The organism is Paracoccus sp. 228, assembly GCF_000967825.1.
Taxonomy (GTDB): domain Bacteria; phylum Pseudomonadota; class Alphaproteobacteria; order Rhodobacterales; family Rhodobacteraceae; genus Paracoccus; species Paracoccus marcusii.
Genome location: NZ_JYGY01000002.1, coordinates 168,546 through 190,256 on the forward strand (window position 1 = coordinate 168,546; position 21,711 = coordinate 190,256).

Consider the following 21,711-nt stretch of genomic DNA (forward strand, 5'->3'; position numbering starts at 1 on the left):
CCAACCGTCCACTCCTTACTGATAAGGCCCTACGGTCATAGCGTAGCTATGACGAAAGAACCGATCAATTCGAGAAGACGCATTCACCAGATCCGCTGCCGGTGCGGAAGACCCCCGGGATCATGATAGCTGTAATTGGCATAGCTTTTGTGATGGCCTGCTCCGCAATTCTGGCACCGGTAGAGCGCTTTAAGAAGATGCAATGTCTAGTCTAATCCGGCAGGTGCAAAGTAAACGGATTGCTGGAGAAACACTCCGCTGCGACTGGTGCTCGACGCATAAGGTCGTACATGCCCGATAGGTCACTGTAGATCGCATGTGCCCATGGCGGTGTCGAACGGAGTGTCTGATTCCGACAACTCTCCACTATCGATACCGATCGGCCGAAACGGCGGAAGTTCCTGGGATGCGGGTTGAACCTGGCTAAGGCGATAGCAGCCAGTGTACACGGCGGACCCTTCGGTGGTCACCGCCTCGATCGCAACAGGAACGGCGAAAAGCAGCGTGCCAGCGGCCCCCTCGGCGATGACCTCTCCGTGGCGCAGACGGACGCTCTGGGTGGTGGCGTAACCCTCACGGAAGGCAGAGAGGTCGGGGGCAGTTCTGGGGGCAAAATAGCTGTGTGCGCGACGGTATTCCTGCCTGTTCACAGCATTATAAAGCGATGCCACCACCCTTTCCGCCGTTGATCGATCATCGAGATAGGGCGCAACCTCTTGCGCATATGGAAGGGTCACCGGAAACGCAGCAAATGTGGCAAAGGCAATGGTGCGGATCATGCGGGGAGCCTAGATATAATTCTTGTGATAAAGATATAGATCGCGTGGTATCGGGGGAGCAACTCGGCTTAGCTATTGCTTCTCTACTGAACCGGTGCGCGCTATGACCAATCAGCGGCAAGAGTAGCTGAACAGGTAGCGACCTTCTCCTCCCGGACGACCGGGGCTGACCGAGCATACGCGCTGATTGCTGATAAGATAGTCGCGGGCAGCCCCTCGATACTCGATCTCCGGATCCTCGATGCCAGAGGCCATCAACGCGACTTCCAACTGGCCTCGGCGATCGGCAATGTACCAGGCATTTCCCTTGTAGAAATGTTCGTCAGCAGTTCCAAAATCGGATACGGGCGGTGTCGTGCATCCCCCGAGAACAAGCAGGCCAATCAATGCGTACTTCATGCCGACGCCGGTCCTCTACGATCACGCGGCCATTCCGCGCTTTTGATACAGAGACGAACCACCCTTGGCAGAATGGGTTCCGCTGAAAGCCCCGGTCTTATTGTTCCACCAGCGAGCGTGCCCCCTTGAAAAATTATTGATGCCGACAAACGGGTCGATAAGCCGGCCTTCAGCCCGAGCGCATTAGGCAATGCGATTTCTGATAGTAATGACATGTAGAAGAGCTCTTGAAAGTCAGGATACTGGCCAGACACAGCAAACCACCTCTCCAAACACTGGATCCAGCAAGCAGTTGAGGCGCAGGAGTTTCACTAGACACGCAGACAGGTGGGATTTGAATTGCCCTACTCTTCTTTCCGCTCTTCACCCCCCCGCCAGGCGCACGACATAATCCAAGCCCGACATCGCGGCATCAAGATCCGCCATGATCCGGTCCAGTTGGCCCTCGTCGCGCCCTCCCTTCATTCGTTTCAACGTACCGATCTGTTTCAAGCGTTCGCTCGACCTCTCGCTGCCGGCAAGCGCCCCACCACGAACCGCCCCTGCCCCTCCCGCATGTCCCATCCGCGAGGCCAGGGACGGCAGCGCCCAGAACCGGGAGGTGCTTCGGGCGGTGAGATTGCTGAGGCAGCCACCATCGACGAGCTCGCCGATCAGGGTCAGGGCCGTCCGGCGCGTCACCCCCAGATGATCCATGACCATCGCCGAGCTGACGACCGGCTGCGTCTTCAGATAGGTGATCAAGTCGGCAAGGCGCGACCGCCCATGCGCAGACGACGTCATGGCCGTGAGACGCGCCAGCTCATGGCGCAGGGTCCCCAGATGACCGAGATCATGAGACAGGCTCCGCGTGGCGGCCTCCAGAAACGTGGCCAACCCGGTCACCGGCGACCAGACCCGGAAGCCGGTGCGGGTCAGCGACACGGATGGCGGCACGATCCACCCGGCCACTGCCGGTATCAGCAGGCCCCCTGCCCTCTCGTGCAGCTCATCGCGGCCAGCTCTTCGATCAGGAGACAGTCCCTGTAGATGACGCGCGGCACCCTCCACGGCCATGAAGACCAGCCGCTCGGCCACCGGGCTGTTGCGCCGGGAGCGGAAGGCATAGCTGGCCGCCGCACGCCATCCCCCCAGGATCGGAACGTGGGACCAGGCGCGACTGGCCTCAACGACCAGGGGCAGCTCCGCATCCTCGGGGCGATCGCCCTCGTCGCGTGTCTGAACGATCCGCGCGGCGGCCGCTTCGATCCGGCGCAGGGCTGCGACCGGCGCGCTGAATGGATCGCCGGGCCACCGGATGACGGTCAGGACCTTCAGGGCCATCTCGACCGACCGGGCATCATCGTCCATCGCGGTGCCGCTGGTGAGACGCAGCACCATCCCCTGCGTGGAGATCCGCTCACCTTCGAGCCCGACCGAGGCGGCAGCCTCCAGAAGGCTCGTCTCCATCCGCCACAGTGCAGCCACGGCGGGGTCGGCCAAGAGAATGCCCTCAACCCTCGCAGCCTGGGTCTCGGCACTCAGAAGAAGCGATCCGACATCCATCTGATAAACCAGAGTTATGCAACGACTGCCTTACGCCCGGTCGTCCTTTGACGTGCCGACGATGACGTGGGTGACGATCGTGGTCAGGTCAGGAAAGCCGCCCAATACCTCGTGGTGGAACTGCTTGTAGCTGGCCAGGTCGCGGCATTCGACGCGCAGCAGATATTCGACCGTGCCGGTGATGTTGTGGCATTCGACGACCTGCGGCGCGGCGGCACAGCGCGCTTCGAACGCCTGTTGGACCCGCGCGGTATGCCGTCCCAAACCCACCAGCACGAAGGCCGCGAAACCGACCTGTCGCGCGGCATCGCCCAGCACGGCACGATAGCCGGCGATGATGCCCTGCCGCTCCATCGCCTCCACCCGCCGCTGGCAGGTGGAGGCGGACATACCGACCCGTTCGGCCAGGGCATGATGGGTGATCCGGCCATCTTTTCGCAGGATGCGCAGGATCTTGTCGTCAATCGCGTCCATGATGGGCCTTTCCTGCAAAAACGCCGTTATCATCGCGCGGATTGCGGACATCCACCAGCGCCCGCGTACCAGTATGGGACGAAGGCAGGACAGGAGGCGGCGAATGGATGCGCTGATCGGATTGGTGGGGTTCGCGGCGGTCACGACGATCACGCCGGGGCCGAACAATGCGATGCTGATGGCGTCGGGTGCGACGGTGGGCCTGCGCGGCAGCTGGCGGCACATGGCCGGGATCATGCTGGGCTTTTCGGCGATGGTGCTGGTCCTGGGCGCCGGGCTGGCCCCCGCAGTGCAGGCCCATTCCGGCCTGCGGCGCGTGATGCAGGCCGCGGGGCTGGCCTATGTCCTGTGGCTGGCGTGGAAGATCGCACAAGCTCGCCCGTCGCAGGCCAGGACCGCCGGACGCCCCGTTGGGCTATGGCAGGCGGCGGCGTTCCAATGGGTGAACCCCAAGGCTTGGGCAATGGTGCTAGCCGCGCTGGCGACCTATGGCGCGGCGCTTGGCGGTCCGCTTCCGGTGGCTTTGGCATTCGCGGCCGTGGGGCTGCCCTGTCATCTGCTGTGGGTCGTGGCGGGCGCGCGGATCGCACGGATGATCGACGCGCCGGACCGGCTGCGCCTGTTCAACATGGCGATGGCGGGAATCATGGTCCTGTCGATGCTGCCGGTTCTGAACGCCTAGCCGCGGACAGGGGATGCGCCGGGCCGAAGGGGCCCGGCGCGGGGTCGTCACATCGCGGGCAGGACCGCCAGGTCGCGGATCTGGCCATCGGCCGCGATCTCTCCGGCCGCGGTGGCCGCGCCGGTTTCCAGGTCGACGGAATGGATGGTGTTGTTCGTCACCAGCCACGCCATGTTGGCGCCTTCGGCATCGGTCTGGACGTCGAACGCCATCATCTCGCCCGGGTTCTCGAGGTTCAGCATGCCGATGGTGGCCAGCGTGCCGTCATTCGGGGCGGTCTGCTGCAGCAATGCGCCAAGGCCCGAATCGATGTTGTACATCGCGGTCGCCTCGGGGGTGCCATAGCTGTTGATATAGGCTGCAGCGGCGATCATCGGGCTGGCCTCGGAATTCTCGTCCTCGGCCACCCAGTTCAGGCTGCCGTCGACGGTGACCTCTCCGGTGTCCACGTTCACGCGGTGGTTCGTGGTGCCGGTCATGAAACGCAGGCGGTCGGCCATCGGGTTGAAGTCGACGATCACCGGCATGTCGCCCACCTCAAGCGGCGTGTCCATGGTGGACAGGTCGGTGGCGGCGCCGGTCGCCGTGTCGATGGTGACGATGCGCATGTCATCCGTCACGCCGACCAGCGTGTTGTTCGACGGGCGCAGGTCGATGCCCAGCAGGCGGTCCACGCCCTCGACATCCATGGTGCCGGTGACTTCCAGCGTCTCGGTGTCGAACATGACCAGGGTGCGGTCGTCGGTCAGGCCGACGCCCGTCGCGGCAGCCGCCGCCGAAATGGACAGCGCAAGAGCAGAGGTCGAGAATGCAGCAATGCGAAACATGGGGATGTTCCTTTCGGTTCAGCTTCTGTCACAGGCGGCGGTCTTCGCCGTCCTTGACCCGATGACGCGGCATCCGCGAAACCGGATGCAAAAATAATTTGGCCCCCCGCAAATTCGGCGGGCGCACCGAAAGTGACCGCGCGCGCGGTTGCAACCGCCCCCCCGATCGCGGCAGGATAGCCGTGCGACAAGGGGAGGTTTCGTGACCGACGACACAAGACAGCGCAGCCGCCAGCTTGACCGGGCCCTGACCGCCTGTGCCGAAGGCCGCCCCGAGGGCATCGACGCGATCCTGGACATCGAGGGGTCGCAGCTGCTGGGCGTCGCGCGCCGCATCCTGATCCGCCATGACCTGGCCGAGGAGGCGCTGCAGGATGCGATGGTGCTGATCTGGCGCAAGGCCGCCCAGCAGCGCCAGGGAGAGGGCACGGCCCGCGGCTGGATCTATGCGGTGCTGCGCAACCGCTGCCTGACGATCCTGCGCGACGGCAAGCGCCTGTCCAGCCTGTCCCCGGACGAGCTGACGCGCATGCAGGACGCCCGCCAGGACCTGTGCCACGACGACGACTGGAAGCTGTTGGCCGGAAAGGGGCGGCTTGGCGAATGCCTGGACGCGCTGGACGATCCGGCGCGGCGCGCGATCCTGCTTGCGCATGTCGCGGGTTACAGCCACGGAGAGATCTCTGCCCGCCAGGGGGTTCCGCTTGGCACCGCGAAATCGTGGATCCGGCGGGGCCTGGCCTCGCTGCGGGAGTGTTTGTCATGAGTTCAGTGTTCCAGGATGACGTGATCGCCTTTGCCGACGACTATGTCATGGGGCTGATGTCGCCGACCGAGGCCGAGCTGTTCGAGGCGCTGATCGCCGCAGACCCGGCCCTGGCCGCCCATGTCGCCCGTCTGCGCGAACAGTTGCTGCCGCTGGACCTGTCGGCCGAGGCCCTGGCCCTGCCGCCGGGTTTCGCAGCACGGCTGCAGGACATCATCGCACGCACGCCGCAGGACGCCGCGCCGACCACGCCCCTGTCCGCGGATCCGACCGTGGCCCCGGTCGCGGCCAACCTGCCCCGCGCGCCGATGCGCTGGCTGGCGGGGCTGGCCGCTTCGCTGGTGCTGGGGTTGGTCCTTGGGTTCGGCGGCGCCATGCAGCGTCCCGCGCCCGCGCCGCAGGTGGTGGCCGTGCTGCTGGACGATCAGGGCCAGCCCCGCGCCATCATCGAGGATTACGGCGACGACACGGCGCAGATCCGCTTCGTCTCCGATGTCGACGTGCCGCAGGGCTTCTCGATCCAGGCCTGGACCCTGCCCTCGCGCGAGATGGGGCCGCAATCCCTGGGCGTGCTGGACGGGCCGCGCGCGACCACGCTGGCGGGTCCGGACCTGCCCGTCCCCGCCGACGCGCAGCTTTACGAGATCACGCTGGAGCCAGAGGGCGGATCGCCCACCGGGCGCCCGACGGGGCCGATCATCGCCAAGGGCCTGGCCGCCGCGCAGAACATCTGACACGGGCAAGGGAACGCGCGGGCGTCTGGTCGGTTGAGGGGGACAGCAACCCCTCAAGGTGTCCATGTCCCCCACAACCGACCGCCGCGACCCGGCCGAAACCGACCTGACCTGCGACGTGGCCGTGATCGGCGCGGGCACCGCGGGCATCGCCGCCGAACGCGCCGCGCGCAAGGCGGGGGCCCGGACCCTGCTGATCGACCCCGAGTTTCGCGGAACGCTGTGCGCCAATACCGGCTGCATGCCGTCCAAGCTGTTGATCGCGGCATCCCATGCGGCCCACGCGGCGCGGCGCGCGCCCGTCTTCGGCGTTCATCCGGGTGACCCGGTGATCGACGGACCGGCGGTCATGGCCCGCGTGCGCGCGGAACGCGACCGGTTCGTGGACTTCACCCGCGAAACCTTTGACGACCTGCCCGAAGGCACCGCCGTGCGCGCCCGCGCCCGGTTCATCGGGCCAAGCGAGCTGATGCTGGACGACGGCCGCCGCGTGCAGGCCCGCGCCGTGGTGATCGCCACTGGGTCGCAGGCCCAGATCCCCGAACCCTTCCGCGATCTCGGCCCCCGCATCCTGACGAACGAGACCATCTTCGAGCTACCAGACCTTCCCGACAGCCTGGCGGTGATCGGCGGCGGGCCGATCGGCCTGGAACTGGCGCAGGCGATGGGTCGCCTTGGCGTGCCGGTCACTTTGTTCGACCAGGGCACCCGTCTTGGCAAGGCCCGCTGCGACGTAGTCCATGACGCGCTGCAGGACGCCATTGCGCGCGACGTGACCCTGTGCCTGGGGGTGGAGACGACAGCCTCGGCCGTTGACGGCGGGACCAAGCTGTCTTGGACAGGCGACGCGGCGGGGGATCAGGTGTTCAGCCACGTGCTGGTCGCCGTCGGCCGCCCGCCCAACCTGAAGGGCCTGGACCTGGATGCATCGGGGCTGGTGCTGGACGGTCACGGAACGCCGGTCTTCGACCGCACCACGATGCAATGCGGCGATGCGCCCGTCTTCATGGCGGGCGACGCAAATGCCGATGTGCCTCTGTTGCACGAAGCATCGACCGAGGGTGCCATCGCCGGAACCAATGCCGCGACCTATCCGAAGGTCACCCCGGGAGAGCGCAGCCCGGCATTCGCGCTGACCTTCACCGACCCGCCGCTGGCCTCGGTCGGGACCGGGCCGGGCGACGGGGTCATCAGCGGTCGCAGCGACTATTCCGACCAGGGCCGTGCCCGGACCGAGGCGCGTGCCGAAGGTGCCGTGACCCTTTACGCCGATGCCCAGGGGCGGCTCAGCGGCGCGGACCTGTGCTGTCCGGGCGGCGATCATCTGGCGCATCTTCTGGCGTGGTCGGTGCAATCGGGCGCCACGGCGACGGGGTTGCTGACCATGCCCTTCTATCATCCCACGCTGGAGGAGGGGCTGAAGGCCGCCCTGCGCCAGATCTGCGGTAAGACACGCCAGGCAGAACCCGCCGGGCGCGACTTCGGCACCCCCCCCGGCGCATAGGATGCAGTCATGACGGAATCGATCCACGATCTGGGACAGGGCTTCTGGTCGATCAGGGGCGACCTGCGCATCGGCGGCGTCCTGAACGTCGGCACGCAGGCGTCGCTGGTCCGGCTGCGGACAGGCCGCTTCGTGATGCTGGACAGCTATCCCCTGTCGGGCGCGATCCGCGATACGGTCATGGACCTGACCGATGGCGGGCGCGCGGTTGAGGCGGTTCTGAACCTGCATCCGTTCCACACCCTGCATTGCGCCGCCACCGCCCGCGATTTTCCCGACGCGGCGCTATTCGGGTCTCACCGCCACCGCCTGCGCCACCCGGACCTGAACTGGCGTTCCGAACCCGTCGAATCGCCCGAGGTTCAGGACATGTTCGCGGATGACCTGACATTCTCGCTTCCCCGCGGGATCGACTATGTCAACCGGAACGAACGCGTCCATGCCGGATCGTTGCTGGCCTGGCACCCGGCCAGCCGGACGCTGCACGTCGATGACACGATCAACCTGATGCCGGTCCCGCGCCTGCTGCGCGGCGTCTTCCCCAACCCGCGCGTGTTCCTGCACCCCACCCTGCCGCAGGCGCTGCTGCCGCAGGCCGGGGCGGTTCGCGACTTTCGCGACTGGCTGCAGGGGCTTGCGGGACTGACGCGCGATCTGCGCTGGCTGTGCGCGGCCCATTCGGGCCTGCGCGAATTCGAACCTGGCCAATTCAAGGGCGAACTGCTGGCCGCCTTCCGCCGGGTCGAGGACAAGCTGGCAAAGGCCGAGGCGCGTCGCGGGTGATCTTGCCTTCCCCGGCGGGGCGCGGTCTGATCGCGCCCAAAGGGGGATGCGATGATCGACATGGGACAACTGCCCGACGGGCGCAGGGTGCAGGCCGTGGACCTGCAGGCGGGACGGTTGCGCGCGCGCGTGCTGACGCTTGGCGGCATCGTCCAAGACCTGCGGCTGGACGGGGTCGACCATCCGCTGGTTCTGGGACATCCCGACCCCGCGACCTATCTGACGGACCCGCTCCGCCATGTGGGCGCGCTGGTCGGGCGTTATGCCAACCGCATCGCCGATGCGCGCATCCGCCTGTCGGGCCGGGTTCATGATCTTGACGCGAACGAAGGGCCGAACTGCCTGCATGGCGGCACAGACGGGGCATCGGTCCGCCTGTGGCGCATCACGCGCGCCGCGCCCGATGCCGTGACCTTGGCCCTCGATTTCACCGACGGAGAGATGGGCTTTCCCGGCGCGATGCAGGCACTGGCGACCCTGTCGCTTGGCGATCACGACGGCACGGCGTCACTCAGCGTCGCACTGCAGGCGACGGCCACGCGCCCGACGCCCTGCAACCTGACGCATCACGGCTATTGGACGCTGTCGCCCGATGGGGCCGCGGACCAGATGCTGCAGATCGATGCCGACCGCTATCTGCCCGTGGACGATGCGCTGATCCCCCTGCCCGATGCCCCGGCCCCGGTGGCGGGCACGCGGTTCGATTTCCGCACGGCCCGGCCGCTTGGAGATGCGGGGCTGGACCATTGCTGGTGCCTGGCCGACGGGCATGGCCCCTTGCGGCAGGTCGCCAGCCTGACCGCGCCTGACCTGCGCCTGCGGGTGCTGACGACGGCGCCCGGGCTGCAGGTCTATGATGGCGACCACTTCCCGCAGACGGGCCTTGCCGGCCACCCCGGCCAGACCGCCCGTCCCCAATCCGCCGTCGCGTTCGAGGCACAGGAATGGCCCGACGCCCCGAACCGCCCCGACTTTCCGCCCACGATCCTGCGTCCCGGCACCGTCTGGCGGACTGAGACGCGCTATCTGCTGGACCGCCCCTAGCCGACCGTGACGGTAGCCACGGCCTCCGCAAACTGCGGATGGCGGGCGGTGATGCGGATCGTCCCCGCCTCGCCCGTCAGGCGCAGCAGCATGCCCGTGGTTCCCCCCTGCAGCATCCGCAGGTCAGGCCCGATCAGGCGCGCGGGGCCGTCCACGGTCACCGCGATCGCCGCATCCAGGAAAGGCAGCCGGTTGCCCGCCTGGTCCAGCGCGCGCAGCATCACCCGCAGGTCGATATCCGCATCTGCAGGCAGCGTGTCGCGGTCGGGCGCGATCTGCAGCGTGGTGGGCAGCGGATCGGCCACATAGTCGCGCAGCGCGACCTGTTCGCCGTTCAGCCAGCCGGTGATGCGGCCCGGATGCCAGCTCATGCCCCATTGGCCCAGCTCCTCGGCGCTGATATGGCGGTGGTCGATGATGACCGGCGGATGCGGCAGATGGGGGAACCGCTCTCGGTCGGGGCCGACGCGGCGGGCGACGCCCGCGCATTCGAACTCGACCTCGTCGCAGTTCGTCAGCACGATCAGCGGCAGGACACCGCCGATATTGCGTTCGCCCCGGGCCCAGAAGGTGACCGGCTCCATCACGATCCCTTCTGAGGGTGGCTTCTGGCTGCCATAGGCATGGGCCGCGAATTTCGGCTCTCGCCAGATGTCCATGACGCCGTGATGGCAGATGCGGTCGCCCGCGCCGAAATCCTTGTGCGTGTTGTAATCGAACATGCACCAGCCGATCGACCCCGCGATACCCGCATCGCCATGGGCGGCGTTCAGCACCTCCAGGTGACGGATCACGTGCTCCATCTGGCGCAGTTCGGGATCCTGCGCCTTGGTCGGAAACATGTGGCCGTTATATTCGGTGACCAGATAGGGCACCGGCTTCTTGATGCCGGTGACCTCGGCCACGGACCGCAGCGCCGTGCGCGGGCGGTTGATCAGCGGCAGCTCGGATTCGTCCAGGATGAAGTCGTTCATCGTATAGACGTCCTCCAGCATCTCGCTGTCGGTGATGCAGCGCACGCCCCCGGTCGCGCGCGTCGGGTCCAGCTCGCGCGCCAGCGCGTTGGTGCGGACATAGAAATCGTGGTTGTCCGGGCTTTCGTTGATGCGCACGCCCCAGATGACGATGCTGGGGTGGTTCCAGTCGCGGGTGATCATCGCGCGGACATTCTCCACGCTGCGGTCCTGCCACGCCTGATCGCCGATATGCTGCCAGCCCGGGATTTCCTCGAAGACCAGCAGCCCGATCTCGTCGCAGCGGTCCAGGAACCATGGGCTCTGCGGGTAATGCGAGGTACGCACCATGTTGCAGCCCAGATCGAACCGCACGATCTCGGCGTCGCGTTCCTGCGCATGACGGCCCGCGGCATAGCCCTGATGGGCCCAGCTTTGATGCCGGTTCAATCCGCGCAGCGTCATGGGCTGGCCGTTCAGCACGAACCCCTGCGGCGTCCACTCCGCGGTGCGGAAGCCGAAGCGATGCGTGGTCACGTCGCCGCTGTCGGGAAGGCTCAATTCCACCGTGTAAAGCTTCGGGTTGTCCGTGGACCACAGCGACAGGCCGGTCAGGCCCGACAGGGTCAGCTCTCCCTCGCCCTCCACGACGGCAATCTCACGGTCGCCGTCCAGCAGCCGGGCGCGGACCGGGCCGGGGGCGGCGACCTCGGGGCGGATCACGACAGTTTTCGCGTCCGCCAGCGCGTCGGGCGTCAGGATGCGCGCATTGGTCAGGTGGCGTTCCGTCAGCACCATCAGCCAGACATCGCGATAGATCCCCGCATAGGTCAGATAGTCGATCTGCGCGCCGAAGGGCGGGATGGCGGGGTTTTCCGACCCGTCGATGCGCACCGTGACTCGGTTGTCGCCGGGGCGCAGATGGTCGGTCAGATCCGCCACGAAGGGGGTGTATCCGTCGGGATGGGCCACGACCTGCACGCCGTTCACCCAGACCACATTGTCGGCCATCGCCCCGTCAAAGCGCAGCTGCACCCGGCGGCCCGCCCATGCGTCATCCCACGCGATCACGCGCTGATAGGTGAAGGCGCGCTGATAGCAGGTCTCGTCGAAATAGCTCAGGGGCAGGTCGACCGCGTTATGTGGTAGCGTGACCGACGCGCCCGACAGCGGCGCGGCAGGATCGGCCGCGCCTTCGGCAAAGATCCAGCCGTGGTTCAGTTTCTGGACGGTCCGCATGATCACCACTCCGCAAAGCTGCCGTCGGCATGGCGCCAGACGGGGTTGCGCCAGCGGTGCCCTTCGGCGGCCATCTGGCGGACCTTGTCCTCGTTCACCTCGATGCCCAGACCCGGCCCCTGCGGGATCGCGACGAAGCCGTCGTCATAGGCAAAGACCGACGGGTCGGTCAGATAGTCCAGCAGGTCGCTGCCCTGGTTGTAGTGAATCCCAAGCGACTGTTCCTGGATGAAGGCGTTGTAGCAGACCGCGTCCAGCTGCAGGTTCGCGGCCAGTGCGATGGGGCCGAGCGGGCAGTGCAGTGCCAAGGCCACGTCATGCGCCTCGGCCATGGCGGCGATGCGATAGGTCTCGGTGATGCCGCCCGAATGGCTGGGATCGGGCTGGATGATATCGACATAGCCGCCCTGCAGGATCGCCTTGAAGTCCCACCGGGTGTACAGGCGTTCCCCAAGCGCGATGGGGGTCGAGCAGTGGTTGGCGATTTCGCGCAGCGCCTCGGCATGTTCGGACAGGACGGGTTCCTCGATGAACATCAGGCGGAAGGGCTCCAGTTCCTTGGCCAGCACCTTGGCCATCGGACGATGCACCCGACCGTGGAAATCGATGCCGATGCCGAAATCGGGGCCCATCTCCTCGCGGATGGCCTGCACGCGCGCCAGGACCTGATCGACCTTGGCGTGGCTGTCGACGAACTGCATCTCCTCGGTGCCGTTCATCTTGACGGCGGTGAAGCCCCGGTCGCCGCAATCGCGCGCCATCCGCGCGGTGTCGCCCGGACGGTCGCCGCCGATCCAGGAATAGACGCGGATGCGGTCGCGCTGCTGGCCGCCCAGCAGGGCATGGACCGGCACGCCCAGATCCTTGCCCTTGATGTCCCACAGTGCCTGGTCCAGCCCCGCGATGGCCGACATGTGGATGCCGCCGCCGCGATAGAAGCCCGCGCGATACATCACCGTCCAATGGTCCTGGATCAGGCGCGGGTCGCGGCCGATCAGATAATCCGACAGCTCCTCGACGCAGGCGGCGACGGATGCGGCGCGGCCCTCCAGGACGGGTTCGCCCCAACCGCTGATGCCCTCGTCGGTGCTGATCTTGACGAAGCACCAGCGGGGCGGAACGATGAAGGTCTCGATGGCGGTGATTTTCATGGGTTGTCCTCGAAGGCGGGGGCCGCGTGCGGGCGGCCCGTCAGGAAGGCGTCGGCGACCAAGCGCAGCGGCGCCAGGTCCAGGTCGCTGCCGCCCGCCGCGACCAGATCGCGGAACCGGGCGTAGAGGCGGGCATATTCGCGGTTCTCACCGGCGGTCTCCCGGCCCGGCGCGGTGAAGCGCGCGCCGCCTTCGGACAGGGTCGCGTGGCCGGCATCGGTGTCGAAGGCGATCTGCCAGGTCTCATCCCCCGTCACGCGCCAGTCGAAATGCGCGGCGATGGGATGGCCCGCGTCCAGGCTCAGATCGGCGGCGATGGGCGTCTGGCGGTTCGCGGGGATATGCAGGTCGGCGCCGACCAGCCGCACGCCGGGGATCAGCGCGGTCAGGATCGACAGCGCGTTGATGCCAGGGTCGAAGACGCCCAGGCCGCCGGGCTGCCAGATCCACTCCTGCCCCGGATGCCATTTGCGCACATCCTCGCACCAGTCGATGCGGACGGCACGGATGCGGGTCGTGGCCAGCCAGTCGCGGGCCGCGTCCACCGCCGCGGCCTCGCGCGAGTGCCAGGTGGCGTGGATGGTCACGCCCTGCCGCGCGGCCTCGGCCTCAAGGACGGCTATTTCCGACAGGGTGGCGCCGGGGGGTTTCTCCAGCATCAGGTGGCGGCCCGCGCGCAGCACCGCCATGGCCTGATCGAACCGCCCCTGCGGAGGGGTGCACAGCGACACTGCGTCCACATCGCCCAGCATCTGCGTCACGTCGCGGTGGTTGGCGACGCCCTCCAGCGTGACGTTGCGGCTGGCGATGGCGGTCAGCGTCAGGCCGTCCGTCGCGGCAATGGCGGGCAGGTGCTGCGCACGCGCGATGGTGCCCAGGCCCACGAGTCCGATGCGCAGGCTCATCTCAGCCGCTGCCCGCTGTCCGCGTCGAAGAAGAACGCATCCGCCGCGTCGAAGCTCAGGCCCACGCTGCCGCCGCCGGCCGGGTCCAGCCGCTGCGTCGTCTGCACGATCAGCTTCTCTCCGGTCGGGGCGCGCAGATGGGCATAGGTCGTCCCGCCCAGGTTCTCGGCCAGGTCGATGCGGAAGGGGCCGTGCGGCGTCAGGGTCAGCGCGTCGGGACGCAGCCCGATCTCGACCGCACGCCCCTCGGTCAGGGTGGGACCGTGGCGGTCCAGCGGCGCGTCGAACGCCGGGGTGATGACCTGGCCACCCTGCACGCGCCCCGCCACGAAGTTCATCGCCGGGCTGCCGATGAAGCCTGCGACAAAGCGGTTGTCGGGATCGTCGTACAGCTCCATCGGGCTGCCGACCTGCTCGATGCGGCCCGACCGCAGGACGACGATCTTGTCGGCCATGGTCATCGCCTCGACCTGATCGTGGGTGACATAGATCATCGTCGCGCCCAGTTCGCGATGCAGACGCGCGATCTCGGCCCGCATCTCGACGCGCAGTTCGGCGTCAAGGTTCGACAGCGGCTCGTCGAACAGGAACACCTTGGGGCCGCGCACGATGGCGCGGCCGATGGCCACGCGCTGACGCTGGCCGCCCGACAGGTTGGCGGGCTTGCGGTCCAGCAGCGGGTCCAGCTTGAGGATGCGTGCCGCCTCGGCCACCTTGGCGGCGATCTGGGCCTTGGGGTGGCCGTTCATCTTCAGCCCGAAGCCCATGTTCTGCGCGACCGTCATGTGCGGGTACAGCGCATAGGTCTGGAACACCATCGCCACGCCCCGGTCGGCCGGGTCGGAATCGGTGACGTCCTGGTTCTCGATCATGATCTGGCCGGCGCTGGTCTCCTCCAGCCCCGCGATCATGCGCAGCAGGGTCGATTTCCCGCAGCCCGAGGGGCCGACGAAAACGCAGAACTCTCCCTGCCTGACTTGCAGATCGACGCCGTGGATGACCCGCACGGGGCCGAAATCCTTGGTGACGCGGCTTAGCTGGACGCCGGACATGGCAACCTCATGCTTGCTTGTGTTCGGGGAACCGCCAGGTGTCGGCGGTCGCGGCGATCTGCGCCGCAGCCTGGGTCACGGGGCCTGCCAGCGACAGAAGCTGGTCGCGGCTGGTCGTGGCCGTCGTGGTCGTCACCGAGATCGCGCCCAGGATGCGCCCGGTCCCCGACAGGATAGGGGCGGCAAGGCAGGCGATGCCGGTCTCGTGTTCCTCGTCGTCCAACGCATAGCCGCGCTGGCGGATGCGGACCAACTCGTCGCGCAAGGCGTCGGGCGTGGTCAGCGTGTTGGGCGTGTGCGCGTGAAAGGACTGCCGCGACAGAGCCGCGGCCAGCTTGTCCTCGGGCAGATGGGCCAGCATCGCCTTGCCCACGCCCGTGCAATAGGCCGGGCCCACCTTGCCGGACTGGGCGAACATCTCGACCGGCTGCTTGGCGTTGCGCTTGTCCACATAGAGGACGGCGCCGTTGTCCAGCTGCGCCAGGTGGATCGTCTGGCCCAGATCGACCGCCAGGCGGTCCAGAACCTGCTGCGCCAGGGGCGCCAGGCTGGACTGCGCCCAGGCCGAATGGGCCAGCCGCACCAGCCGCATGCCGGGCGCATAGGTCTGGCGGCCCTCGTCATAGGCCAGCATGTCCTGATGGGTCAGTGCCTGCAAAAACCGGTACAGCGTCGCTTTGGGAAGGCCCGCGACGGGCAGGATCTCGGCAAAGCGGACGGGGCGGCCGAAGGCGGCGACCAGGTCCAGCACGGCCAGCGTGCGGCCCACCGTGCCATCCGTCGTTTCGCGTCCCTGCACCGTCACGTCATCCTCCCCCGTTGTTGACAGGCTATGCGATTCGCAGCATAGTTTCAATATTCAAAACTAAGTTTCAATATATGGAACAAAAATGGGAGGGAGACCATGGTCCATCTGAGAAAAGGGCTGGTGCTGGCGATGCTGCTTGCCACCACCGCCCCCGCCTTCGCGCAAAGCCGGGTGCTGGTGTTCAATACCGATGCGTCCGATCCCGCGCCCAAGGCGGCGTTCGACCAGCTGATCGCGGATTTCGAGGCCGAGTACCCGGAGATCGACGTGCAGGTGAACACGTTCGACCACGAGGGCTACAAGACCGCGATCCGGAACTTCATGACCGCCGACGCGCCGGACCTGGCGAACTGGTACGCGGGCAACCGGATGGGCCCCTTCGTCGAGGCGGGCCAGTTCATGGACGTGTCCGACATCTGGGCCGAGAACAACCTGACCGAGACCCTGGGGTCCGCGCTGTCGTCGATGACCATCGACGGCAAGCAGTGGGGCATCCCCTACACCTACTACCAATGGGGCATCTACACCAACAAGGACGTCTATGCCCAGGTCGGCGTCGAGCCCGCCGCGACCTGGGACGAGTTCATCGCCAATTGCGAGAAGTTCAAGGCCGCGGGCATCGACTGCCTGACCACCGGGTCCAAGGCGCTGTGGCCGGTCGCGGGGCTGTTCGACTATCTGTCGCTGCGCACCAACGGCTATGACTGGCACATGCAGTTGACCAACGGGGAAATCCCCTGGACGGATGACAGCGTGCGCGCGGTCTTTGCCGAATTCGCCAAGGTGCTGCCCTATGTCTCGGCCAACCACGCCGCGATCGACTGGCAGGACGCCGTGTCGAACCTGGTCCAGGGCAAAGCCGCGAACTATGTCATGGGCAACTTTGCCGTGGCGGCCTTCAAGGACGGCGGCATGACGGACGAGACCCTGGGCTTCATGCCCTTCCCGACCATCAACCCCGACATCCCGCGCGCCGAGGAAGCGCCGACCGACACGGTCCACATCCCCGCCGCGGCCAAGAACCCCGAGGATGCCAAGCTGTTCCTGGCCTTCATGGCGCGCCCCGACGTGCAGACCAAGATGAACGCCACGCTTGGCCAGCTGCCGATCAACGCCGAAAGCAGCGTGGGCGACGACCCGTTCCTGCAGGCGGGCTTCGAGCTGTTGTCCACCGCCGAGGGCGGCATCGCGCAGTTCTTTGACCGCGACGCGCCGCCGGAGATGGCCAAGGCCGGGATGGAGGGGTTCCAGGAATTCATGGTCCGCCCCGAACGCCTGGACGCCATCCTCGAACGGCTGGAGCGTCAGCGCCAGCGCGTCTACGCCCAGTGATCCCGTCGCGGGCAGGGACGCCCCTGCCCGCGCGTTTCCCCGCAAGATGAAGGTGGCACCATGACCGCCCTGCCCGACACCCCCCCGCCGCGCCGCCGGTCCCGGCGTCAGCTGACGCCCTGGCTGTTCCTGGCGCCGGGCCTGCTGATGTTTTCGGTCTACGTGATCATCCCGATCTTCCAGTCGGTCTGGGTCAGCTTCCACGATTGGGACGGGCTGGGCCCGATGACCTGGGTCGGCCTGGCCAATTACGACGAGCTTTGGTGGGACGAGGCCTTCTATACCAGCCTGAAGAACAACGTGATCTGGCTGGCGCTGTATCTGCTGGCGGTGCCCCTGGGGCTGATGATCGCGCTGTTCCTGAACCAGACGATCCGCGGCATCCGCATCTACAAGTCGCTGTTCTTCTTTCCCTTCGTCATCAGCCAGGCGGTCGTGGGGCTGATCTTTTCGTGGTTCTATGCGCCGGGCTTCGGGCTGCTCTATGCGCTGATCGAATGGGCCACGGGCACGGGCGTCGCGATCCTGGCCGACGAACGCTTCGTCACCTACGGCATCATCGCGGCGGGCCTGTGGCCGCAGATCGCCTATTGCATGATCCTGTACCTGACCGGCCTGAACGCCGTCGCCCCCGACCAGATCGAGGCCGCGCGGCTGGACGGCGCCAAGGGCTGGCGGATGCTGTGGCATGTCGTGCTGCCGCAACTGCGCCCGGCGACCTTCATCGCCGTGGTCGTGACCGTCATCGGCGCGCTGCGCAGCTTCGATCTGGTCAGCATCATGACCTCGGGCGGACCCTTCGGGTCGTCGCGCGTGCTGTCCTATTACATGTACGAACAGGCGCTGTCGGAATACGGCTATCGCATGGGCTACGGCGCGGCCATCGCGGTCGTCCTGTTCGCGATCATGATGATCTTCATCTCGGGCTTCATCTGGAAGATGTGGCGCGACGAGAAAGGGGTCTGACCCATGTTTCCCCGTCCCATCCAATCGATGTCCCCCGCGGCGCAGCGCACCTATAAGATCGTGCTGCCGATCATGCTGGTCCTGTGGCTGCTGCCCCTCTTGGGGGTCGCGATGACCTCGGTCCGCCCGTCGGGCGACCTGGCCGCGGGCAACTACTTCGGCATCCCGTCCCGCTTTGCATGGGAGAACTATGCCGACGTGTTCCGCAACTCGCCCCTGGCGCAGTACCTGTGGAACAGCTTTCGCATCACCATTCCGGTGATGATCGGGGCGGTGGGGCTGTCCTGCCTGACCGGCTTCGCGCTGGCGGTCTACAAGTTCCGCCTGTCGCTGGTGGTGTTCTTCATGTTCGTCGCGGGCAATTTCGTACCGTTCCAGATCCTGATGGTGCCGGTGCGCGACCTGACGGTGGACATGGGACTGTACAACACCATCACCGGGCTGGCGCTGTTCCACATCGCCTTCCAGACCGGGTTCTGCACGCTGTTCATGCGCAACTTCATCAAGGCCCTGCCGCGCGAACTGATCGAGGCCGCCCGTGTCGAAGGCGTCACCGAATGGCAGATCTTTTGGCATATCGTTCTGCCGCTTGTGCGGCCCGCCATCGCGGCCCTTTCGGTGCTGGTCTTCACCTTCATCTGGAACGACTATTTCTGGGCGATGGTGCTGACCACGGGCGCGGACACGCAGCCGGTGACGGCGGGGCTGAACAGCCTGAACGGCCAGTGGATCGCCGCATGGCACCTGGTCAGCGCAAACTCGATCCTGGCCGCCCTGCCGCCCGTGCTGATGTTCTTCCTGATGCAGCGGCATTTCATCGCCGGACTGACCCTGGGCGCGGTGAAATGAGGCTCTGGCGCATCGACACGCCCGCCCAGACCATGGTCCTGGGCAGCGACGGCGGCATGGCCTGCTGCCACTACTGGGGCGCGCCCCTGCCCGGCGACACCGACCTGGACGCGCTGGTCGCGGCGGCGGCGGGCGGCATCACCGGCGGCATGCTGGACGCCCTGCCGCCCCTGTCGCTGGTCCCCGAGGCGCGGCGCAGCTTTCCGGGCCAGCCGGGGCTGGTCGCATTCCAGAACGGCCTGCCGCTGGAGCCGGACTGGCGCCTCGACAGCGCGGATCAGGGCGACGCGCTGACCCTGCGCCATGTCGCGCCCGGCCTGCGGCTGGACATCACCATCCGTGCGATGGATCACGGGCTGATCGGCCTGCGCGCGCGGCTGTCGTCCGACGCCGCGGTGACCCTGCACCATCTGGCGTTGGCCCTGCCGGTCCCCGCGCATCTGTCCGACCTGACCGAACTGGCGGGGCGCTGGACGCGCGAGTTCCAGCCGGTGACGACCGCGCTGGACCACGGCGCGCGCCTGCGCGACGCGCGCACCGGCCGGTCTGGGCACGAACATCCGCCGCATCTGTGGCTGACCGCCCCCGGCACCACCAACACCGGCGGAGAGGCAGTGGCCCTGCATTACGGCTGGTCCGGCGGCCACCGGATGCTGGTCGAGGCCCTGCCCGACGGCCGCCGCCAGATCCAGCTGGGCCATTGCTCGGGGTCGGAACGCGCACCCGGCACGGTGTTCGAGATGGCCGAGATCTGGCTGGCGCGCGGCGATCGGGGTCTGAACAGCGTGGCGGTCCCCTTTCAGCGCGCCATCCGCGACGCCCTGCCCCCCGCGCGCCAGCCGCGCCCCGTGCATTACAACGGGTGGGAGGCGATCTATTTCCGCCATGACGCCACCGAACTGGCCCAGATCGCCGAACGCGCCGCGGCCCTTGGCGCGGAACGGTTCGTGCTGGACGACGGCTGGTTCGGGCGGCGCGACGACGACAGCTCGTCCCTGGGCGACTGGACCATCGACCCGCGCAAGCATCCCCAGGGGTTCAAGCCGCTGATCGACAAGCTCCGCGCGCTGAACATGCGCTTTGGCCTGTGGTTCGAACCCGAGATGATCAACGAGGACAGCGACCTCTATCGCGCGCATCCGGACTGGGTGCTGGGCCCCGCGGACCAGATCCGCGGGCGCAGCCAGCTGCACCTGGACATGGCCCGCGACGACGTGCGCGACCATCTGTTCGACCGCATCGGCGGCATCCTGGGCGCGTGGGACATCGACTATGTCAAATGGGATCACAACCGGCTGACGCCCTTTCCCGATGCCGCGCAGACGCGCGGCGTTTATGCGCTGTTCGACCGGCTGCGCGCGGCCCATCCCCAGGTGGAATTCGAAAGCTGCGCGTCGGGCGGGGGGCGCATCGACGCGGGCATCCTGACCCGCTGCGGTCGCGTCTGGCTGTCCGACAGCAACGACGCGATCGAACGCCTGCGCATCCAGCATCACGCCGCGATGCTGCTGCCGGCCTGCGTCACGGGCAGCCATGTCGGCCCGCGCGAGTGCCACACCTCGGGGCGCGTCCTGCCCATGGCCCTGCGCGCCTGGACCGCGGCACAGCGGCACATGGGATTCGAGATGGACCCGCGTGAACTGACCACCGCCGAGGCCAGGACGCTGACCCGCGTCACCACCTGGTGGAAGGCCAACCGCGACTGGATGATGGCGGGCGACATCTGGCGGCTGGACCGCCCTGCGGGCAGCCTGGCCGAGATGCAGCTGGCCGCCGACGGCAGCCGCATGGTGGTCTTTGCCGCACAGATCGACGCCCCCGTGGCGCTGCAGCCGCCGCTGCTGCGTCTGACCGGGCTGGACCCGCAGGCGCGCTATCGTCTGACGATGCTGGAACATCCCGTGGGTCACCACAGTTCCTCTGTTGCGCTGTCGCAGGGTGCGGTGACCCTGAACGGCGCGGCGCTGATGGCGCAGGGCGTGGCCCTGCCCCCCGCCTTTCCGCAAACCATCGCCGTGATCGAAGGGACGCGCCTGTGACGATAGACTGGATTGCCGCCGATTGGGGCACCACCAACCTGCGGCTGTGGGCCATGTCCGGCCGCACCGTGGTCGAGGCCCGCGACAGCGATCAGGGCATGGGCGGCCTGACCCCCGACCGCTTTGCGGGCGTGCTGGCGCAGGCGACCCAAGGGTGGCCCGCGGTTCCGGTCATCGCCTGCGGCATGGTCGGATCGCGCCAGGGCTGGGTCGAGGCGCCCTATGCGCCCGTCCCCTGCCCCGCCGCCCCGCGCATGGTCGCGGTGCCCGGCGATCCGGGCGGCCGGCCCGTGCGCGTCATCTGCGGTGTCCGTCAGGACGACCCCGCCGATGTCATGCGCGGAGAGGAGACACAGATCGCGGGCCTTCTGGCGCTGGACCCGGACTTCGACGGGATCGCCTGCCTGCCGGGCACGCATACGAAATGGGTCCGCATCTCGGCCGGTGAGATCTGCAACTTCAAAAGCTTCATGACCGGTGAGCTGTTCGGCCTGATCGCCAACCAGTCGGTCCTGCGCCATTCGGTCGGCAAGGGTGACTGCGATCCCGCGCTGTTCCGCGACGCGGTGTCGGACGCGATGAGCCGTCCGGAACGCGGTTACGCGGGCCTGTTCCAGCTGCGCGCGGAATCGCTGCTGTCCGGGCTGGACCCGGCCGCGGCACGCGCACGCCTGTCGGGCACGCTGATCGGGTGGGAGATGGCCGCGGCCCGGCCCTGGTGGCTGGGATCGCAGGTCACCATCATCGGCGCCCCCGCCCTGTCGGCGCTTTACGCCGATGCGCTGGCCGCGCAGGGCGTCCCCGCCGCGCGCATGTCGGTCCAGGACGCCACGCTGGCAGGCCTGTCCGCGGCCCATCGTCAATTTCTGCAAGGATAATC

At 67.3% G+C, this 21,711-nt stretch carries 21 protein-coding genes; 11 read left to right on the forward strand and 10 right to left on the reverse strand.

The window, feature by feature from the left end; translation table 11 throughout:
- Positions 1–302: 302 nt before the first annotated feature.
- The 4 genes from SY26_RS06175 to SY26_RS06185 all read right to left on the reverse strand — a co-directional run bounded on the left by SY26_RS06175 (position 303) and on the right by SY26_RS06185 (position 3,197).
- Positions 303–779 (reverse strand): hypothetical protein, encoded by a 477-nt coding sequence (locus SY26_RS06175; protein ID WP_045999804.1) that lies wholly within the window; start codon positions 777–779, stop codon positions 303–305.
- A 111-nt stretch (positions 780–890) separates the two neighbouring features.
- Positions 891–1,178, reverse strand: a complete 288-nt coding sequence (locus SY26_RS20985; protein ID WP_157020429.1) for a hypothetical protein — start codon at positions 1,176–1,178, stop codon at positions 891–893.
- A 363-nt stretch (positions 1,179–1,541) separates the two neighbouring features.
- The gene (locus SY26_RS06180; RefSeq protein ID WP_198143100.1) at positions 1,542–2,660 is read right to left on the reverse strand and encodes a helix-turn-helix domain-containing protein; all 1,119 of its coding nucleotides are present in this window, start codon (positions 2,658–2,660) and stop codon (positions 1,542–1,544) included.
- Positions 2,661–2,753: 93 nt separating this feature from the next.
- Positions 2,754–3,197 carry an Lrp/AsnC family transcriptional regulator gene (locus SY26_RS06185; protein ID WP_045999806.1) on the reverse strand — a complete coding sequence of 148 codons (444 nt, stop codon included), beginning with the start codon at positions 3,195–3,197 and terminating at the stop codon, positions 2,754–2,756.
- Positions 3,198–3,300: 103 nt separating this feature from the next.
- Here SY26_RS06185 and SY26_RS06190 point away from each other — a divergent pair, with 103 nt between their 5' ends.
- The gene (locus SY26_RS06190) at positions 3,301–3,879 is read left to right on the forward strand and encodes a LysE family translocator (protein WP_045999807.1); all 579 of its coding nucleotides are present in this window, start codon (positions 3,301–3,303) and stop codon (positions 3,877–3,879) included.
- Between the two features lie 47 nt (positions 3,880–3,926).
- On the opposite strand, the gene SY26_RS06195 is transcribed toward SY26_RS06190, so the two are convergent.
- On the reverse strand, positions 3,927–4,706 hold the full coding sequence (locus tag SY26_RS06195; RefSeq protein ID WP_045999808.1) for a DUF4394 domain-containing protein: 780 nt from the start codon (positions 4,704–4,706) through the stop codon (positions 3,927–3,929).
- A 202-nt stretch (positions 4,707–4,908) separates the two neighbouring features.
- Here SY26_RS06195 and SY26_RS06200 point away from each other — a divergent pair, with 202 nt between their 5' ends.
- The 5 genes from SY26_RS06200 (at position 4,909) to SY26_RS06220 (ending at position 9,537) form a co-directional block, all read left to right on the forward strand.
- Positions 4,909–5,472, forward strand: a complete 564-nt coding sequence (locus SY26_RS06200; protein WP_045983424.1) for a sigma-70 family RNA polymerase sigma factor — start codon at positions 4,909–4,911, stop codon at positions 5,470–5,472.
- Complete coding sequence (locus tag SY26_RS06205; RefSeq protein WP_045999809.1) at positions 5,469–6,206, forward strand: anti-sigma factor domain-containing protein; 738 nt, start codon at positions 5,469–5,471, stop codon at positions 6,204–6,206. The genes SY26_RS06200 and SY26_RS06205 overlap by 4 nt, the downstream gene beginning before the upstream one ends.
- A gap of 64 nt (positions 6,207–6,270) precedes the next feature.
- A complete protein-coding gene (locus tag SY26_RS06210) occupies positions 6,271–7,710 on the forward strand; it encodes a dihydrolipoyl dehydrogenase (RefSeq protein ID WP_045999810.1) in 1,440 nt (479 codons plus the stop codon).
- Positions 7,711–7,719: 9 nt separating this feature from the next.
- Positions 7,720–8,493, forward strand: coding sequence for a hypothetical protein (locus SY26_RS06215; RefSeq protein ID WP_045999811.1), 774 nt, complete (start codon positions 7,720–7,722; stop codon positions 8,491–8,493).
- Positions 8,494–8,544: 51 nt separating this feature from the next.
- The gene (locus SY26_RS06220) at positions 8,545–9,537 is read left to right on the forward strand and encodes an aldose epimerase family protein (protein ID WP_045999812.1); all 993 of its coding nucleotides are present in this window, start codon (positions 8,545–8,547) and stop codon (positions 9,535–9,537) included.
- Here SY26_RS06220 and SY26_RS06225 read toward each other — a convergent pair.
- The 5 genes from SY26_RS06225 to SY26_RS06245 are packed head-to-tail and all read right to left on the reverse strand — an operon-like array spanning position 9,534 to position 15,636.
- Entirely contained in the window at positions 9,534–11,729 is a 2,196-nt protein-coding gene (locus SY26_RS06225) for a glycoside hydrolase family 2 protein (protein ID WP_045999813.1), read from the reverse strand. The genes SY26_RS06220 and SY26_RS06225 overlap by 4 nt on opposite strands.
- Before the next feature lie 2 nt (positions 11,730–11,731).
- Entirely contained in the window at positions 11,732–12,880 is a 1,149-nt protein-coding gene (gene dgoD / locus SY26_RS06230) for a galactonate dehydratase (RefSeq protein WP_045999814.1), read from the reverse strand.
- Complete coding sequence (locus tag SY26_RS06235; RefSeq protein ID WP_045999815.1) at positions 12,877–13,785, reverse strand: Gfo/Idh/MocA family protein; 909 nt, start codon at positions 13,783–13,785, stop codon at positions 12,877–12,879. The genes dgoD and SY26_RS06235 overlap by 4 nt, the downstream gene beginning before the upstream one ends.
- Positions 13,782–14,837, reverse strand: coding sequence for an ABC transporter ATP-binding protein (locus SY26_RS06240; protein WP_045999816.1), 1,056 nt, complete (start codon positions 14,835–14,837; stop codon positions 13,782–13,784). Before SY26_RS06240 ends, SY26_RS06235 begins: the two co-directional genes overlap by 4 nt.
- 7 nt (positions 14,838–14,844) lie before the next feature.
- Positions 14,845–15,636, reverse strand: coding sequence for an IclR family transcriptional regulator (locus tag SY26_RS06245; RefSeq protein ID WP_046000282.1), 792 nt, complete (start codon positions 15,634–15,636; stop codon positions 14,845–14,847).
- Positions 15,637–15,741: 105 nt separating this feature from the next.
- Between SY26_RS06245 and SY26_RS06250 the strand changes: the two genes are divergently transcribed.
- The 5 genes from SY26_RS06250 to SY26_RS06270 are packed head-to-tail and all read left to right on the forward strand — an operon-like array spanning position 15,742 to position 21,709.
- Entirely contained in the window at positions 15,742–16,977 is a 1,236-nt protein-coding gene (locus SY26_RS06250; protein WP_045999817.1) for an ABC transporter substrate-binding protein, read from the forward strand.
- Positions 16,978–17,037: 60 nt separating this feature from the next.
- Positions 17,038–17,943: a carbohydrate ABC transporter permease gene (locus SY26_RS06255; protein ID WP_045999818.1), complete on the forward strand. Its 906-nt coding sequence runs from the start codon at positions 17,038–17,040 to the stop codon at positions 17,941–17,943.
- Between the two features lie 3 nt (positions 17,944–17,946).
- On the forward strand, positions 17,947–18,792 hold the full coding sequence (locus tag SY26_RS06260; protein WP_045999819.1) for a carbohydrate ABC transporter permease: 846 nt from the start codon (positions 17,947–17,949) through the stop codon (positions 18,790–18,792).
- Positions 18,789–20,831, forward strand: coding sequence for an alpha-galactosidase (locus SY26_RS06265; protein ID WP_045999820.1), 2,043 nt, complete (start codon positions 18,789–18,791; stop codon positions 20,829–20,831). Before SY26_RS06260 ends, SY26_RS06265 begins: the two co-directional genes overlap by 4 nt.
- Positions 20,828–21,709 carry a 2-dehydro-3-deoxygalactonokinase gene (locus SY26_RS06270; RefSeq protein ID WP_045999821.1) on the forward strand — a complete coding sequence of 294 codons (882 nt, stop codon included), beginning with the start codon at positions 20,828–20,830 and terminating at the stop codon, positions 21,707–21,709. Before SY26_RS06265 ends, SY26_RS06270 begins: the two co-directional genes overlap by 4 nt.
- The last annotated feature ends 2 nt before the right edge of the window (positions 21,710–21,711 follow it).

Coding starts and splice junctions, on each gene's coding strand:
- SY26_RS06175 (WP_045999804.1), bottom strand. CDS start 779: ATGATCCGCACCATTGCCTTTGCCACATTTGCTGCGTTTCCGGTGACC.
- SY26_RS20985 (WP_157020429.1), bottom strand. CDS start 1,178: ATGAAGTACGCATTGATTGGCCTGCTTGTTCTCGGGGGATGCACGACA.
- SY26_RS06185 (WP_045999806.1), bottom strand. CDS start 3,197: ATGGACGCGATTGACGACAAGATCCTGCGCATCCTGCGAAAAGATGGC.
- SY26_RS06190 (WP_045999807.1), top strand. CDS start 3,301: ATGGATGCGCTGATCGGATTGGTGGGGTTCGCGGCGGTCACGACGATC.
- SY26_RS06195 (WP_045999808.1), bottom strand. CDS start 4,706: ATGTTTCGCATTGCTGCATTCTCGACCTCTGCTCTTGCGCTGTCCATT.
- SY26_RS06205 (WP_045999809.1), top strand. CDS start 5,469: ATGAGTTCAGTGTTCCAGGATGACGTGATCGCCTTTGCCGACGACTAT.
- SY26_RS06210 (WP_045999810.1), top strand. CDS start 6,271: ATGTCCCCCACAACCGACCGCCGCGACCCGGCCGAAACCGACCTGACC.
- SY26_RS06215 (WP_045999811.1), top strand. CDS start 7,720: ATGACGGAATCGATCCACGATCTGGGACAGGGCTTCTGGTCGATCAGG.
- SY26_RS06220 (WP_045999812.1), top strand. CDS start 8,545: ATGATCGACATGGGACAACTGCCCGACGGGCGCAGGGTGCAGGCCGTG.
- SY26_RS06225 (WP_045999813.1), bottom strand. CDS start 11,729: ATGCGGACCGTCCAGAAACTGAACCACGGCTGGATCTTTGCCGAAGGC.
- dgoD (WP_045999814.1), bottom strand. CDS start 12,880: ATGAAAATCACCGCCATCGAGACCTTCATCGTTCCGCCCCGCTGGTGC.
- SY26_RS06235 (WP_045999815.1), bottom strand. CDS start 13,785: ATGAGCCTGCGCATCGGACTCGTGGGCCTGGGCACCATCGCGCGTGCG.
- SY26_RS06240 (WP_045999816.1), bottom strand. CDS start 14,837: ATGTCCGGCGTCCAGCTAAGCCGCGTCACCAAGGATTTCGGCCCCGTG.
- SY26_RS06250 (WP_045999817.1), top strand. CDS start 15,742: ATGGTCCATCTGAGAAAAGGGCTGGTGCTGGCGATGCTGCTTGCCACC.
- SY26_RS06255 (WP_045999818.1), top strand. CDS start 17,038: ATGACCGCCCTGCCCGACACCCCCCCGCCGCGCCGCCGGTCCCGGCGT.
- SY26_RS06260 (WP_045999819.1), top strand. CDS start 17,947: ATGTTTCCCCGTCCCATCCAATCGATGTCCCCCGCGGCGCAGCGCACC.
- SY26_RS06265 (WP_045999820.1), top strand. CDS start 18,789: ATGAGGCTCTGGCGCATCGACACGCCCGCCCAGACCATGGTCCTGGGC.